Origin of the sequence: Mycobacterium heidelbergense (assembly GCF_050205645.1) — a bacterium.
Classification (GTDB): Bacteria; Actinomycetota; Actinomycetes; order Mycobacteriales; family Mycobacteriaceae; genus Mycobacterium; species Mycobacterium heidelbergense_A.
Window position 1 is genome coordinate 70,598 of sequence record NZ_JBNMQT010000020.1, and the last position, 14,739, is coordinate 85,336.

At 63.8% G+C, this 14,739-nt stretch carries 9 protein-coding genes and 1 pseudogene; 9 read left to right on the top strand and 1 reads right to left on the bottom strand.

Translation table 11 applies throughout. From position 1 onward, the window contains the following. Positions 1-75: 75 nt before the first annotated feature. From eccCa to ACQI5H_RS20325, 7 genes and pseudogenes are all read left to right on the top strand, one after another. Positions 76-4,113, top strand: coding sequence for a type VII secretion protein EccCa (eccCa, locus tag ACQI5H_RS20295; protein WP_427081108.1), 4,038 nt, complete (start codon positions 76-78; stop codon positions 4,111-4,113). Positions 4,114-4,172: 59 nt separating this feature from the next. Then, the gene (gene eccD / locus ACQI5H_RS20300) at positions 4,173-5,612 is read left to right on the top strand and encodes a type VII secretion integral membrane protein EccD (RefSeq protein WP_427081109.1); all 1,440 of its coding nucleotides are present in this window, start codon (positions 4,173-4,175) and stop codon (positions 5,610-5,612) included. Then, on the top strand, positions 5,594-7,066 hold the full coding sequence (mycP, locus tag ACQI5H_RS20305; protein ID WP_427081110.1) for a type VII secretion-associated serine protease mycosin: 1,473 nt from the start codon (positions 5,594-5,596) through the stop codon (positions 7,064-7,066). Before eccD ends, mycP begins: the two co-directional genes overlap by 19 nt. A gap of 302 nt (positions 7,067-7,368) precedes the next feature. Then, positions 7,369-7,836, top strand: coding sequence for a YbaB/EbfC family nucleoid-associated protein (locus ACQI5H_RS20310; protein WP_427081111.1), 468 nt, complete (start codon positions 7,369-7,371; stop codon positions 7,834-7,836). Positions 7,837-7,937: 101 nt separating this feature from the next. Then, positions 7,938-8,087: a hypothetical protein gene (locus tag ACQI5H_RS20315; RefSeq protein WP_427081112.1), complete on the top strand. Its 150-nt coding sequence runs from the start codon at positions 7,938-7,940 to the stop codon at positions 8,085-8,087. Further along, positions 8,084-9,391, top strand: coding sequence for a hypothetical protein (locus ACQI5H_RS20320; protein ID WP_427081113.1), 1,308 nt, complete (start codon positions 8,084-8,086; stop codon positions 9,389-9,391). Before ACQI5H_RS20315 ends, ACQI5H_RS20320 begins: the two co-directional genes overlap by 4 nt. 251 nt (positions 9,392-9,642) lie before the next feature. Further along, positions 9,643-9,777 (top strand): annotated as a pseudogene (locus ACQI5H_RS20325) (transposase); the annotation flags it as partial. A 25-nt stretch (positions 9,778-9,802) separates the two neighbouring features. Here ACQI5H_RS20325 and ACQI5H_RS20330 read toward each other — a convergent pair. Then, complete coding sequence (locus ACQI5H_RS20330; RefSeq protein WP_427081114.1) at positions 9,803-10,258, bottom strand: pyridoxamine 5'-phosphate oxidase family protein; 456 nt, start codon at positions 10,256-10,258, stop codon at positions 9,803-9,805. Positions 10,259-10,595: 337 nt separating this feature from the next. On the opposite strand from ACQI5H_RS20330, the gene ACQI5H_RS20335 reads away from it, so the two are divergent. Continuing rightward, positions 10,596-13,241, top strand: a complete 2,646-nt coding sequence (locus tag ACQI5H_RS20335; RefSeq protein WP_427081115.1) for a helix-turn-helix transcriptional regulator — start codon at positions 10,596-10,598, stop codon at positions 13,239-13,241. Between the two features lie 656 nt (positions 13,242-13,897). After that, positions 13,898-14,739 (top strand): ATP-binding protein (locus tag ACQI5H_RS20340; protein WP_427081116.1); only part of this gene is annotated, 842 nt, incomplete at its 3' end.

The window sequence follows — 14,739 nt, forward strand, 5'->3', positions numbered from 1 at the left end:
TGTGCATTTTCCGGTGGCGGTTATGGCACCTCGGTGGGTTACGATGATACACCGAGTCTCAGATGGGGAGATACCGTGGCTACCGAAGGGTTCGTACGACGTCTGCGAGTGGCGCCGCCGCGCATGCCCGGCGGTGAGGTCAATCTGCAGCCGCCGCCGGATGTCCCGCGGGTCATTCCGGGCAAGCTACTGATGAAGCTGATGCCGTTCGTGATGATCGTTGCGGTGGTCGGGATGATCGCCCTGATGGTCACAGTCGGCGGACGTGATCTGACACGCAACCCAATGTTTCTGATGTATCCGATGATGATGGTTATGGCCATGGTCGGCATGTTTACCGGCGGCATGGGAGGGCGCTCAGGGAAGGCCGCGGCCGAACTTAACGAGGAACGCAAAGACTACTTCAGTTATCTCGCGGCGCTGCGCGATGAGGCGGACAAGACGGCCGACGAACAGCGCGCCGCGCTGGAGTGGAGCCACCCCGACCCACGCACGCTGGCCGACTTGGCGGGAACCCGACGGATGTGGGAGCGCCGTCCTTCCGATCAGGACTTCTGCCATGTTCGCGTGGGGATCGGGACCCATCGGTTGGCAACCCGATTCCTGGCGCCCGAGACCGGGCCACCAGAAGATCTCGAACCGGTTTCCACGGTTGCGTTGCGCCGGTTCGTCAAGACTCGTTCGGTGGTGCACGGGCTTCCGACTGCGGTTTCGTTGCGCGCCTTTCCCAGCGTCACCTTCGAGGGCGATGGCAAGCTGTGCAGGCAGCTCGTGCGGTCGATGTTGTTGGAACTTTGCACCTTCCACGGCCCCGATCACATTCAGGTTGCTGTAGTGACCGCAAACCCTGACGGTGAGAACTGGAGTTGGGTTAAGTGGCTGCCGCAGGCACAGCATCCGACGCTGCGCGACGGGATGGGGCCGATGAGGCTGCTGTTTCCGTCGCTCGAGCTGCTGGAGCAGGCGTTGTCGGCCGACCTAGAAGAGCGCGGCCGGTTCACCCGAAATGCCCCGCCCACCCAGGGGCTGCGGCAGCTGGTGGTGGTCATCGATGATGGCTATCTCACCGGTGACGAACGCCTGGTCACCGATTCCGGCCTGGACAGTGTGACGGTGCTCGACCTGACCGGCCCCCCCGACGGGCACAGCAATAGCCGGGCGCTACAACTGGTGCTCGAGCCCGACAACGTGGGCGCGCGTACCAGGGCAGGTGTGGAACGGTTCGCGACGCCGGACCGGTTGGGGTTTACCGAGGCTCAGGCCGCGGCTCGCCAGCTCGGCCGTTATCGCTTGGCCAATGCCGCGCATATTGTCAGTGTGGAGTTGGATTCCCGGGCCACCGACCCCGGCCTGATGACTTTGCTCAAGATTCCCGATGCCGCCGAAATCGTCGCGGAGGAAGTATGGCGGCAACGCTCACCACGCGAGCGGCTGCGGGTGCCCATCGGTTTCACCCCGAACGGACAGCCGCTCGAGCTGGATATCAAGGAGTCCGCCGAGGGGGGGATGGGCCCACACGGGTTGTGCATCGGCGCCACCGGCTCGGGTAAATCCGAATTTCTGCGCACCCTGGTGCTGGCAATGATCACCTCACATTCGCCGGAGGTCCTGAACTTGGTGCTGGTCGACTTTAAGGGCGGTGCGACGTTCTTGGGGTTGGATGACGTGCCGCACATTTCGGCGATCATCACCAACCTCGAAGACGAATTGATACTCGTCGACCGCATGCGCGACGCGCTTGCCGGGGAAATGAACCGGCGCCAGGAGATGCTGCGCGCGGCCGGATTTGCCAACGTTCTCGAGTACGAACGTGCGCGCGCCAACGGCGCCGAGCTGGACCCGTTGCCCGCGCTGTTCATCATCGTCGATGAATTCTCCGAATTGCTCGCTCAGAAACCGGATTTCGCGGAGCTGTTCGTTATGATCGGCCGGCTGGGCCGATCGCTGCACATTCACCTGCTGCTGGCTTCGCAGCGTCTAGAACAAGGCAAGCTGCGCGGGTTGGATTCGCATCTGTCCTATCGGATCGGACTCAAGACGTTCTCGGCCGGCGAGTCGCGCAGTGTGCTCGGCGTCCCCGATGCCTATCACCTGCCTAGCATCCCAGGTTCGGCGTTTCTCAAATGCGACGCCGATGAACCTGTCCGGTTCAACACCTGCTACGTGTCGGGTGAGTACGTCAAGCCGGGTGCGGTGCGGCGTCGCGGGCGCGTGCTTTCGCCTGGCTCCTTGGCTCCGAAGTTGTTCACCGCGACTCCGGTGAAAAAGGATTCGCCTCCACCCGGGCTAGAGGCGACGGCACTGCCGGCGGCCGAGCCTGCGCCCGACACGTCGGCACGCCCGGCCAAGACCATCTTGCTTGATGTCGTCGTGAGCCGCCTGCGTGGCCATGGGCGTCCGGCCCACGAGGTGTGGCTTCCGCCGCTGGATGAGAGCCCACCCATCAACGAATTGCTGCCCGACTCCGCATGGAGTGATCCCCGAAATATCAACGGGCGCTTGCGGATGCCGGTGGGCTTGGTGGACCGGCCATACGATCAGCGCCGGGACTTGCTCATGGTGGACCTCTCAGGTGCTTTGGGGAACGTCGCGGTAGTTGGGGGGCCACAGTCGGGCAAATCCACAGCGCTCCGCACCCTGATCATGTCGGCCGCAGCCACCCACACGCCCGAACAGATTCAGTTCTACTGTCTCGACTTCGGCGGTGGCACCCTGGGGAGCTTGGCCAACTTGCCACACGTCGGCGGGGTCGCGGGCCGCATGGATGCCGACCGCATACGGCGCACCATCGCCGAAGTGTCGGGGCTGTTACGCGAACGGGAACAGCGCTTCCGTGATCTAGGTATCGAATCGATGCACGATTTCCGCCAGCGCAAAGCCCAGCTTGCGACCCTAACGCCTGAGGTGGCTGCCCAAGATCCGCTGAGCCAAGATAGATTCGGCGATGTTGTCCTGGTGGTGGATGGCTGGGCGTCGATCAAGAGCGATTTCGACTACCTGGAACCGATTCTGCAGGCGCTGGCGATCCAGGGCTTGTCCTATGGAATCCACGTGGCGATTTCGGCGACTCGATGGATGGAGATCCGCCCCGCGGTCAAAGACATGCTCGGTTCCCGCATCGAGTTGCGGATGGGCGATCCGATCGACAGCGAGGTGGGCCGCAAGTTCGCCGAGCTCGTCCCGATCGGTCGACCTGGCCGCGGCATGACCGGCGAGCGGCTGCATATGCTGATCGCGCTGCCAAGGCTTGACTCCAGTTCTGCCATCGAGGATCTGCCGGCCGGCGTGGCGAAGTCAGTGGATGCGGTTGGCACCGTCTATGGTAGGCGCACCGCACCGGGCGTGCGGATGCTGCCACACAACGTCGACAGGAACGCGGTCGTGGAGGCCGCGCGCAAAGGCGGGTTGCTCGACAAGTCGCGCATCGCCATCGGAATCGACGAAGCCGAGCTGGCGCCTGTCGTACTGCGTTTCGACGCCCAGCCGCATCTGGTCGTGTTCGGCGACAGCGAATGCGGCAAAACCGAGCTGCTGCGCAACATCGCGCAAGGAATCATGGAAAACGCGACGCCCGAGGAGTGCAAGGTCATCCTGATCGACTTCCAGCGCTCCATGCTCGGGATGGTCGACGCCGATTACATCGGCGGGTACGCCACGGCGACCCAATCCTGTACGGAACTGATGACCGCGCTGGCCGAGTCGTTGAAGGAGCGATTACCACCCAGCGACATCACTCCGCAAGAGCTCAAGGACCGTTCGTGGTGGAACGGACCGGATGTGTATGTCCTGATTGATGATTACGACCTGATCGGGAGCGGTTCACTGAACCACCCGCTGGGCCCGTTGGTCGAATACTTTCCGCTAGCCCGTGATATCGGGCTGCGGACCGTGGTCACCCGGCGCATCGGCGGAGCCGCCAGGGCGATGATGGACCCGATCATCGGGCGGCTAAAAGACCTGTCGTGTAATGGCCTGGTGATGAGCGGCTCCAAGGACGAGGGCGGCCTCTTCGGCGGATACAAAGCGACCGAAATGCCGCCGGGAAGGGGAATGCTGGTGTCCCGCACCGTGAAAAGCGGCGTGATCCAGCTATCCCGGATGCCTGACCCGTGACCGGGATCCGCGAAGTTGGGCATGCGACGGGGATCTCCGCCGCCCCCCAGCATGTCCGAGTGTCGGTGGTGGGGGGCCGCACCCAATTGGATGTGGCACTGCCGCTTGATATTCCGGTGGCAACCCTGCTGCCGGGGTTGGTCAAGCTGGTGCGCTCCCGTGACGTCGAGGCCTCGACCGACGCGTCGTGGGCGGCGATGCGCGACGCCTTCTGGGTGCTCAGCCGGCTCGACCCGGTTGTTCCACTGGAGCCGAACGAGACCCTGCGCGCGGCCGGCGTGGTCGACGGTGAGCTGTTACGGCTGACGGACGAGAGCACCCGGTCCGCGCCGACGCTCTACGACGACGTGGTGGATGCCGCGGCGCGGCTGAACAAGGCGGCATATGCAGGTTGGGATGGCGGGGCCGCTCGCTGGATGTCGTTCGCGGCGCTCGCGGTGGTCTCGCTGGTCTGGGTGTACTTCCTGGCGGGTGTCAAAATGGGCGCGCAGCACGCGCTCGTTGTGGGATTGGCGGTGGTTGTTGCCGCGACAACGGTCGGCGCCGCGACGCTGGCCCACCGGTCGTACGGACGAGCCGATGTCGGGGCCGCGGCAGGCTGGTCCACCATCCCGATTGATGCCGCGATTGTGTGGACGCTGGTGCGGGGGTTCGGCGACTACGGCGTGGCCGCCGGTTGCGCGCTGATGGTGGTGCTGAATATCGCGTGTTATCGGGCGATTGGGACGGGGCGGTGGGGTTACCTGGCCAGCGGCATCCTCTTCGCTGGAGGCTGCTTGATGATGCTCGGCCACGCCCTCGGGGGGTCCGCGCAGGCGGTCGGTGCGGTGTTGGCGGTGGCTGCCGCGCTAGCCTGCCTGAGGGTCTCAAGGCTGACTGGGAGGCTGGCGCCGGTTGAGCCCTCCGCCGAAGGGCCCGACGCCGAGCCGGAGGCGGCAATGTTCGCTACCCCGTTCACGCCGCATGGGTCCTCGACCGACTCCCCCTCCAAGGCGCCCTCGACTCCTTCGCTCGGGGCAATGCCGACGGCAGAAGCGGTATGGGCGACCGTGCGGGCGGCCGCGGTTACCCGGTCCGCCCTCTATACGGGTCTGTCGGCCAGCGTGTTCTGCGGTGTCGCGGCGGTGCTCCGGTCCCAGGCGGAAGGAGACTGGGCCGCACTGGTTTTCGCCGGAGTCTGTGCCGGCGCACTCGGTTTGCATGCCCGGCTGCCGGACGGTGGGAGCGAGCGGGTGCCGCTTGCTGTTGCCGCCGCGGCCCTGGTCGTCGTGGGAGCACTCAGCGCTCAGGGCGGTACCACTGCGATGGCATGGACCGGTATCGGCGCGCTGATGGCCGCTGCGGTGATGGCCTCCGTGGTCGGTTTGAGGGTGGCCGGAGGATATCGGCCGCAGCGCTGGGCAACTGTGTGGGCATATCTGCAGTACGCGGCATACGCGGCGCTGATCCCGGCGGCGCTGTGGGCCGTCGACGCTTACGCATGGCTGGGGATCCGGTGAGGCGCAGCGTCCAGCGATGGGTCGCGTGTGGGGCGGCCGCGCTGTGGGCGGCGCCTGTCGTCGCTGCGCCGGCGTTGGCGGTGCCCCCGCCGATCGTGCCCCCCGGACCGCCACCCGGCGGACCGGTCGCTCCCCCCGATCCGACGGAACAGAAGTCCACCTGCGGGACGGGCGGGGTCTTACCAGGGACGGATTTCCGGCAGCGGCCGAGCGCTGAGACGCAGCTCGACTTGGCCAGCGCGTGGCGGTTCTCCCGCGGGGCCGGGCAGAAAGTGGCAGTCATCGATACCGGTGTCAACAGGCACCCGCGGCTACCGGCCCTTGAGGCCGGCGGTGACTACGTGTCAGCGACCGACGGTCTGCAGGATTGCGATGCGCACGGCACCCTGGTGGCCGGGATTATCGCGGCTACCCCGAGTCCCGACGATGCGTTTGCCGGGGTGGCGCCGGAAGCGACGATCCTGTCGATCCGGCAAAACAGCGGCGTGTACTCCGAAAAAGGCTCTGCCTCAACGAAGGACGACCCCAACACGGTGTCGCCTGGCTACGGCACCATCCATACGCTGGCCCTGGCCATTTCCCGGGCCGTCGATCTGGGTGCAACAGTGATTAACCTGTCGGAGGTGGCCTGCGCGCCGGTGGGCTCAGGTTTGAACGACGCGGAACTTGGCTCGGCGCTTCGTTACGCCTACGAGCGCAACGTTGTGGTGGTGGCTGCCGCCGGAAACATCCAAACGCAGGGACAGGGGATGTGTTCTGCCCAGAACGTAGTTCGTGATCCGAACTTGCCACTGTGGCGGCAATGGGACACGGTTCAAACGATCGCCAGCCCTGCGTGGTTTTCCGACTATGTGCTCACCGTCGCCGCGTTGGCTCCGACAGGGGGCCCGTCGGAATTCAGTCTTCAAGGCCCGTGGGTCGGTGTCGCCGCTCCGGGGGAGCGGATCGTTTCGCTGGATCCCAACGGTCCGGGGTTGATCAACGCCTGGCAAGACCAGCGCGGTTTGGTGCCGGTCAACGGCACCAGCTTCGCGGCGCCATTCGTAGCGGGCGTAGTGGCACTGGTGCGTTCACGTTTTCCAGCACTCAATGCCGGCCAGGTCATCGAACTCATTAAACGCACAGCGCACACCGGGGGAGCAGGCCCCAACACGGCGACTGGCTATGGCGTCGTCGATCCGGTTGCGGCGCTGACATATCAATTGCCGCCGTTGAAGAACATGCCCAATCCGGACATGGGCACATCGGTCGCACGGCCGCGGCACTCAGACCGCAACAACCGGGTACGCAACATCGTGTTGTCGGGTGTGTTCGCATGTGTGGCGCTGTCGATGATCGCGCTCGCAGTGCTGGCGCCCAAGCAGATTCGCAAGATGCGCCCCGGAGGTGCAGACCGCTATGGTGCCGAGTCGCTCACTGGCGCTGATGCCGGCGGTAGCGGTCAAGACCGCTGACAATATACCCGCGGTTGGGACGTCACGGGCGTGCGCGGTTTCTCTTTGCAGGAGAACGGCTTTCGATGTGGTAAACGCGGTGTCAACCGATAGTTATCGCAATATCACGACCGATCGACGCTTTGGCGAAGCGAATTGACTTCAATCTAGCGGGCAACCGAACTCTTTGCGAACAAGGATGTTTCGGGTGACCGAACCGCCGAGTCACGACATAGCATGAGCTGCCGGGCTTCATCGAGGGTCAGTACGGAAAGCCCCCGAGCGGTCAATCGTCAGATTCAACAAGGTGCAGGGAAAGTTTATTGACAAACGATGCGTTTCGTCACGAACTCGCTGAAATATTGGCACTCGTAGAGGAGCAGGCGGCTGATCTGGCCGAGCTGCAGAAGAAGCGGGCGACGCTTACGGCCAAAGCGGCGGTCGCCGATGGCACCGTGCGAGTGACGGTCAACGCTCAAGGCACCGTGATCGATACGGCGATCGACGAGTCGTACTTGGACGATTTCGATTTCGTTGACCTCGGTGTGCATATCACCGCGGCCGCCCAATCCGCTGTCGGGCAAGTCGCGCGGCGCTCGGCTGAGTTACTGGCACCGCTGAGCGAGCGACGCAGAGGCTTGCCGTCGCTGCCTGGCATCGTCGAGGACATCCCCGACCTCAGCGACTCGATACCGAACCTTGCTCGTTTCACCGACGCCGGCCCGACGTCTGATGATAGCCAAGGACATTGGGACGAGCCGGTTGCGTACTTCACGGTGGAGAGCAAATAACTAATGCGGCTCGCTGTCAGCTCTGCCCACTCGTGTGCCACCGCCCGACGAGGACTCGATCGGCCATCAGTTCGCGGGTGGCGAAAAGCTACCTCGTCCAAATGCACTGGCTCGACAACTCGATCAACGCCAAGCTCGCTGTGCTCGACGACTACTGGCCAGGGCTGCACACGGCTCCCGATACCCCCGAGCAGCAAATCCGAGTGGGGCGTCGCGCGAATTTTGTTGAGCGCGTTGCGAGTTTCATGTGAGTATTGAGATTCCCGGCTACCTGCAATGGGTTTCGTACCTGGCCGGATCGGAGTGGCCGGACGCCGACGAGGACGGCATGTGGCGCATCGCACAACACTGGAGTAACTGGTCGAGCGAATTGATGGCCCTGGCCGACGGCGTGAATAAGGTTCACGCCAAGACGATTTCGGTGCTCGTCGGAGAAACCGCGGCCGCCGCAGACGAGCAGTTCAAGATGGTGTTGCACGGCGAGTACTCTGTCGACAGGCTCGCCGAGGCGATGTCTGCTGTCGGGGAGCTTTGCGACAAAACCGGCACGTCCATCGAATACGCCAAGATTTCGATCCTTGCCAGCCTGGGGAAAGCCGCAGTGGAAATCCTGTATGCGTACGCGACGGCCTCCGAGACCTGGGGTGCGTCCTTGGAAATGATTCCGATCACCGAGGCGTTCACCAGGTACTCGATTCGTCAGGCCGTCATGAATCTGCTCAAGCAGATCTTCGGCCAGCTCGACCACGCACTCCAGAAAACGCTTGTCAAGGAGCTGCTGCGGGAGGGCATCGAGAAGCTCGAATGGGCCGTGGTAAAAGAGTCGGCCGCCCAGAGCATTCAGATGGCCAACGGCCACCGCGACGGCGTGGACTGGTCGAAACTGGCGAAGTCCGCGGGCGTCGGGTTCCTCGGCGGTGCGGTTAACCAGGGCACCAAAGATTTCCTCAAGGATGTCCTGAAGTGGACGACCCAGCGAGTCGTCACCGAGGAGGGCACGCTTGCGTTTCGTGAGGTGGACAACCCTGGCGAGGGAGTCATCAAGGGTGTCCTAACCGGTTATGTCGGCGGTACTGCGGCAAGCGCTGCGGGCACCCTTGTCAGCGGCGGGAATATTGATCCGGCGACAGTGTTCACCAGTGGCATCGCCAGCGCGGTTAAGGGTGGGGTTCAAGGTGGCGTTAAAGCGAATAATGTCGAGCGGTACGAGCGGGGCTGGTACCCGCTGGGTAAGCAAGGATCGAATCCCTTCACCAAATCCATAGGTTGGAATGACTCGTTAATGACTGGCGGTTTGGTGGCCAGCAGTTCGGCGGCAGGTCGGGCGGCGTGGGTTTCGGGACACGCATCGAGCGGTCACTCCGATACGAGTTCGCCCCCGCCGGCCATACCCCACCCCACGCCGGTGGCAATTCCGATACAGCGGGTACCGGGGGACGACAGCTTCGCCGAAGCTGACTCGACCACGCCTAGGACTTCCGCGGACGGCGGCGATGGTCCGTTGAGCGCGACTACCTCCCATGCGGCATCGGGTTCGCTGGGCACCAGTAGTTAGGCGAGAACGCTCGAATGAGTTCGCGAGCGTACGACAGCATGGGAGTTAGCACCGGTCGCCATCTGGTTGACCCCAGGTGCCCGGCCATCAAACACGTCCGCGCCGAGGCGCTCCGGACTTTAAGGGCGTTGGTGCCCGCACGGTGTACGACGTCCAACCGATAGCAAGTCACTGGCCTGACCCGATCGGTTGATCCATGGCTTATGAGAGTCTTGCGGCCCGCGACGTGGGCAGGAAGGCTCAACAAGGTAATTGCGACGAGGAAGCGGCATAGCCCCGAGCAGGTTGTGCGCAAGCTGATGGCGGCCGATCGGCTGCTGGCCGAGGGGAAAGACACCGCGGCGGTGTGCCGGGAGCTGGGTGTCTCCGAAGCGACCTATCGCCGGTGTTGCGCCCATCACGCGAGGCCGGCTATTCGCGCTCGATCTTTTGCAGCCCGCGCACCGGGGTCCACCACTCGACTACGAGCATCGTGGCCTCCTTGTTGAGGCGCGTATGCACAACCTCAGCGATGTCCGCGTGGAAGGAATCGCCGTCCGGTTCGTCACCGATCCGGCCGGAAACGATCGCCCGCCCGGAGATCTTCGCTTCGCCCGGCCATTCCGCCTCGGAGCCCTCGACCGGGTCGACCGTGGCACTGTGCAATGCGAACCGTGGATCCCGGCGCAGATCCGCACCTTTGCGCGCATTCGACATCGAACCGAACACCAGGACGCCGTCGTCGAACACCGTCTCGATTCCAGAGATCCGTGGCGCCCCATCGGCTCGCAGCGTGGCAATGGTCTTGTGCCTGTGCGCATCAAATAGTGCTTGCACCCGTTGGGCAAACTTCGGCGCTGCCTCTTGGACTTCCCGCCACATCACCATGCTGTCATGATCGCATCCGACCCCACTCCACCCCGGGCCACCATCCCTAATCGGATAGGCTGCCACCCGTAACCCTCAACGAACGACTCTCGTTCATCGTGGACCAATTAATGGGGTCCGGTCATCACCCTTCCGAAACGTGTTGCGCACCAAATGGATGACAAGTCGCGTCAATCGCGAGGTCCCACACCGCAGCCCGATCGGAAACGCAGCCGATGCCGGGATCAGATCCACCGGGAATCAGACAATCCCGTGGGACCGGCCGGGCCTCCTTTGCCCAGGTGAAGACGCTGATGTCTGACTCATTCTGGCGCGACAGGGAGTATCGTTTTGAGACGTGCGCAGGAAGGATCCAGGTGATCTGGCCGGTTTGCCGCCTGTTCGAGGCGGGTTAATCGGTCGTCAGCTGGAGCTGGATCGTGTTAGCGCGCTGTTGATGGGCCCGGCCCGGTTGGTGACCTTGATCGGGCCGGGAGGAATCGGTAAGACCCGGCTGGCCGAGGAGGCCGCGCGTCGGTTGCATAGGGCACGGCACACACCCGTGTGGAGTGTGCGCCTAGCGCAGTTGCCCAAGGGCGGCGATGCGGCGTCGGTCAAGGAGGCAGTCACGGCGGCTGTGTTGGTGGAAGGGTTCGTCGGTGCCTCGGCGTGGGATGGCGCGGTCCAGACGCTGTCGCCAGTTGATGTAGCCGGAAAGGTCGTGCACACGCTGCTGATCATGGATAACTGTGAGCATGTGCTGGCAGGGGTTGCAGCCGTGATCGCCGATTTGCTCGATACGGTCCCGGGACTGACGATTCTGGCGACGAGCCGAGAACCGGTGGGCTGGGTCGATGAGCAGTTGGTCACGGTGTCGCCGTTGTCGGGCGCCCAATCGTTGGAGTTGTTTCGGCAACGCGCCGAGCTGGCCGGCCATTCGATCACCGAGCCCAGCCAGATCGGATTGGCCGAACGGGTGTGTGGGCATATGCATGGCCATCCGCTGTGCATCCGGCTAGCGGCTGCGCGGATGTTTTATGAACCGTTGCCCATGATTCTTGAGCAGCTCAGTGGCGAATCCGACGATATGCGGATGCGGTGGCGCCATGGCCCACGGATCGGGTCGGAGCGCCGTCATCGCACCATCGGCGATGTGATCGCGTGGTCGTATGAGCTGTGTGGGGATAAGCAGCGATTGCTGTTTGATCGGTTGTCGGTGTTTGCGCCGGGCTATGACATCAATCCGGATGCCGGTGGCGGTGGGGTCGATGTGGGTGCGGAGTTGGAGGCCATCGAGGCTGTGTGTGCCGATGACGTGCCGATGGGCGGTTGCGACGCTGGGTTGGGTGCTCGGCGCGGGGATCAAGCCGGTGTTTGGTTGGCTCGCAGCGAGATTCGCGGGCTGTTGGAGCGGTTGGTGGAGCAATCGCTGGTATCGGTGCATATGACCGCTGATGCGGTGCGCTACTTTCTGCTGGAAAGCCTTCGGCTGTTTGCCGAGGATCGGTTGGCCGAGCGCTCTTCTGAGGAGGTTGACGAGCCGGCTCGGTTGGCGGCGCGCCATTACAACTACTACCGCGACAAGGTCCTCTATACGCAAGCTGAGTGGTTTGGTCCAGCCGAACAGGAGTTGCTGACGTGGGCGTCGGGGGCGTGGGGCAACATCCGGCGTGCTATCGACAACAGTTTGCAAGCGGGGCAAGCCGTTGTGGGGCTGCAGATCTGTGTTGGGCTGCTGTCGCTTCGCTCGGCACCCCTGATCGGTTCGGTGCCAGAGATCCGCAGTCGCATCGAGCAGACATTGGCGGCCAGCCTTTCATCGAATCGCGAGCTGACCGAGCTGCAGCTTGCCGCGTTGGCCCAGACCGCGCGGTTGGCGATTTACCAGCGGCGTCCTCAGGACGCCGCTGAGCTTCTGGACCGTTGTGTCGCTGCGTGCAATGCAGATGCGGCCCGCGGCGGGCACTGGCGTGATCAGCCAGAGACCGATATTGGGTTGCCTGCCGTGGTCGACTATGCCTGGGGTGTCGAGCTGTTGCTGGCCCGGCGCGATCCGCGGGCCATTGCGGTGTTCGCTCGTGCCCGCGAGAAGTTTCGCAGCCAAGCAGATCGTGGCGGTGAGGCGATGAGCGAGATGTTCGAGGCGATGGCTGCTGGTTTCTTCGGATCGGCTGAGCAGGCGCTAACAATCGCTAATCGCCACCTGGAGCGGACCACCGCGGCCGGTGCGGGATGGGCAAAGGCTTGGGCTCAGATGGCGTTGGCCATTGCGCTGACCAAACACGGTGACGCGCGAGAGGCGTTGCCGCTGGGCCGGTCCGCACTGGCCTACCACGTACCCCTCGGCGACCATTGGAGCACAACCTGGGCGGTTCACATTCGAATATGGTCGTTGGCGCGATTGATCACCGACTGCATGGCGGCCGGAGACGCCAGTCGCCGCGACCTGGTCGAGCTGGCGCGTGAGATCGCGTACCTGGCAGGCGGGGTCACGTCACAGCGAGCCCGGCTAGGCGCGATGGCCGAGAATCAGGGTCCGTTCAGCGATGAGACCGCCAAGGCCAAGAAGATCGCCAGCGATGTACTCGGGCCAGACGCCTATGCCGCCGCAGAGAAGCGTGGGTCCCAGCTGTCTCTCGAGCGCTTCGAACTGGAGCGAGTCGCGCTGGGCACATTGTCGATCGGCGCATCGTCTCGCGACGATCTCACTGCAAAGGTCCCCTCGAACTGGGAGAGCTTGTCGAAGGCCGAACAAGAAGTAGCGATCCTCGCCGCGGCGGGCTGGCCCAATAGCGGCATCGGAGTGCGCCGGGGAACTTCGACCAAGACCACCGATGCGCAAATGTCGTCGATATTTCAGAAGCTGGTGATCAAGTCACGCGAGGATATAGTTCGTTTCGTTCCACAAGATCTCCGCCACCGCATTTCGCAGGAACGCTCCCATCTTCTACGCAACAGCTCGGAGAAACCACGATCTTCCGTTCAGCGCCGGCCACCGGGCTGAGCGTGCCACAAACGGGCCGCCAGGGACTATCGCCGAGTGACGATTCCGGCTATGTGAATGTTCGTATCCGTACCGTCGCCGCAAGATGACCGCCTACCTGTGCCGCCTGGGCCAACGGTGGCGGCGTGCCTGGAGATCCGCTGATGCGCCACGAGCACCTGTCCGGGTTCGCCGGCTCCGCACCAGAATCCCGGCGAGGATGCACGACTAGCACTCGACCTGGCGGACTCGAGCTTCAACGCCGAGACGGCTGAATCGCAAATGGGTTACCGACTCGACGGGCCTGGCCGTGACAACGGTTACGCTATTCGAACCGAATCCGTCGGACCGGCGAGCCCGCTTGGACGGGTCATTCCAACGGTGTAAGTCCGGGGTGTGGGCTTTCTGCTGAAGTCGTGGAGGCGTCCTGGCTGCGGCCTCGGGTTGGATGGCTGCGATCTCTACGAGAACCATTTGTAGTGGCTGGGCAGCCGATGCCCTGGTGAGCCTGAGATGTCTGAGCCATTCTCGCGTGAGATCTTGGGAGTATCTTTTGAGACGTGCGCGCAGGGGACCCAGGTGACCTGGCTGGGTTGCCGCCTGTTCGGGGTCGGTTTGTCGGTCGTCAGCGGGAGTTAGGTCGGGTTGGCGCCTTGGTGATGGGTCCGGCTCGGTTGGTGACGTTGATCGGCCCGGGCGGTATCGGCAAGACTCGGTTGGCTGAAGAAGCCGCGCGCCGGTTGCACAAAGCGCGGCACACGCCGGTGTTCGCGGTCCGGCTGGCGCACTTGCCCAAGGGCGCCGATGCGACGGCGGTGCGGGAGGCGGTCACCGCGGCGGTGCTAGTGGACGGGTTCATGGGTGTCTCGGCGTGGGACGGTGCAGTGCAGAGGCTCTCGCCAGTGGATGCGGCCGGGCGGGTCATCGACACGCTGTTGCTTGTAGATAACTGTGAGCATGTGCTCGCCGGTGCCGGACAGGTAATCGCCGATTTGCTCGATGCGGTGCCGGGGTTGACGATCTTAGCGACCAGCCGCGAGCCGGTCGGCTGGGTCGATGAGCAGTTGGTCACGGTGCCGCCGTTGTCGGGCGCCCAGTCGCTGGAGTTGTTTCAACATCGCGCCGAACTGGCTGGTCATTCGATCACCGAGCCGGATCAGGTGAAGTTGGCTCAGCAAATCTGCCGGCACATGCATGGACATCCACTGTACGTGCGGCTGGCAGCCGCGCGGATGTTCTATGAACCGTTGTCGATGATCCTCAAGCAGCTCAGCGGTGAATCCGACGACATGCGGATGCGCTGGCGCCACGGGCCGCGCACCGGGTCGGAAAGCCGGCACCGCACCATCACCGATGTGATCGCGTGGTCCTATGAGCTGTGCACCGACAAACAACGGTTGCTATTCGACCGGTTGTCGGCGTTTGCCCCCGGCTATGACGTCAACCCCGAGGACCTCGGCACCACGACAGTCGATGTGGGCGCGGAGTTGGAGGCCATCAAGATGGTCTGCGCCGACGA

Excerpts from the sequence above, each read along its gene's own strand:
- mycP (WP_427081110.1), top strand. The coding sequence starts at position 5,594 with ATGGCTGGGGATCCGGTGAGGCGCAGCGTCCAGCGATGGGTCGCGTGT.
- ACQI5H_RS20315 (WP_427081112.1), top strand. The coding sequence starts at position 7,938 with ATGCACTGGCTCGACAACTCGATCAACGCCAAGCTCGCTGTGCTCGAC.
- ACQI5H_RS20330 (WP_427081114.1), bottom strand. The coding sequence starts at position 10,258 with ATGGTGATGTGGCGGGAAGTCCAAGAGGCAGCGCCGAAGTTTGCCCAA.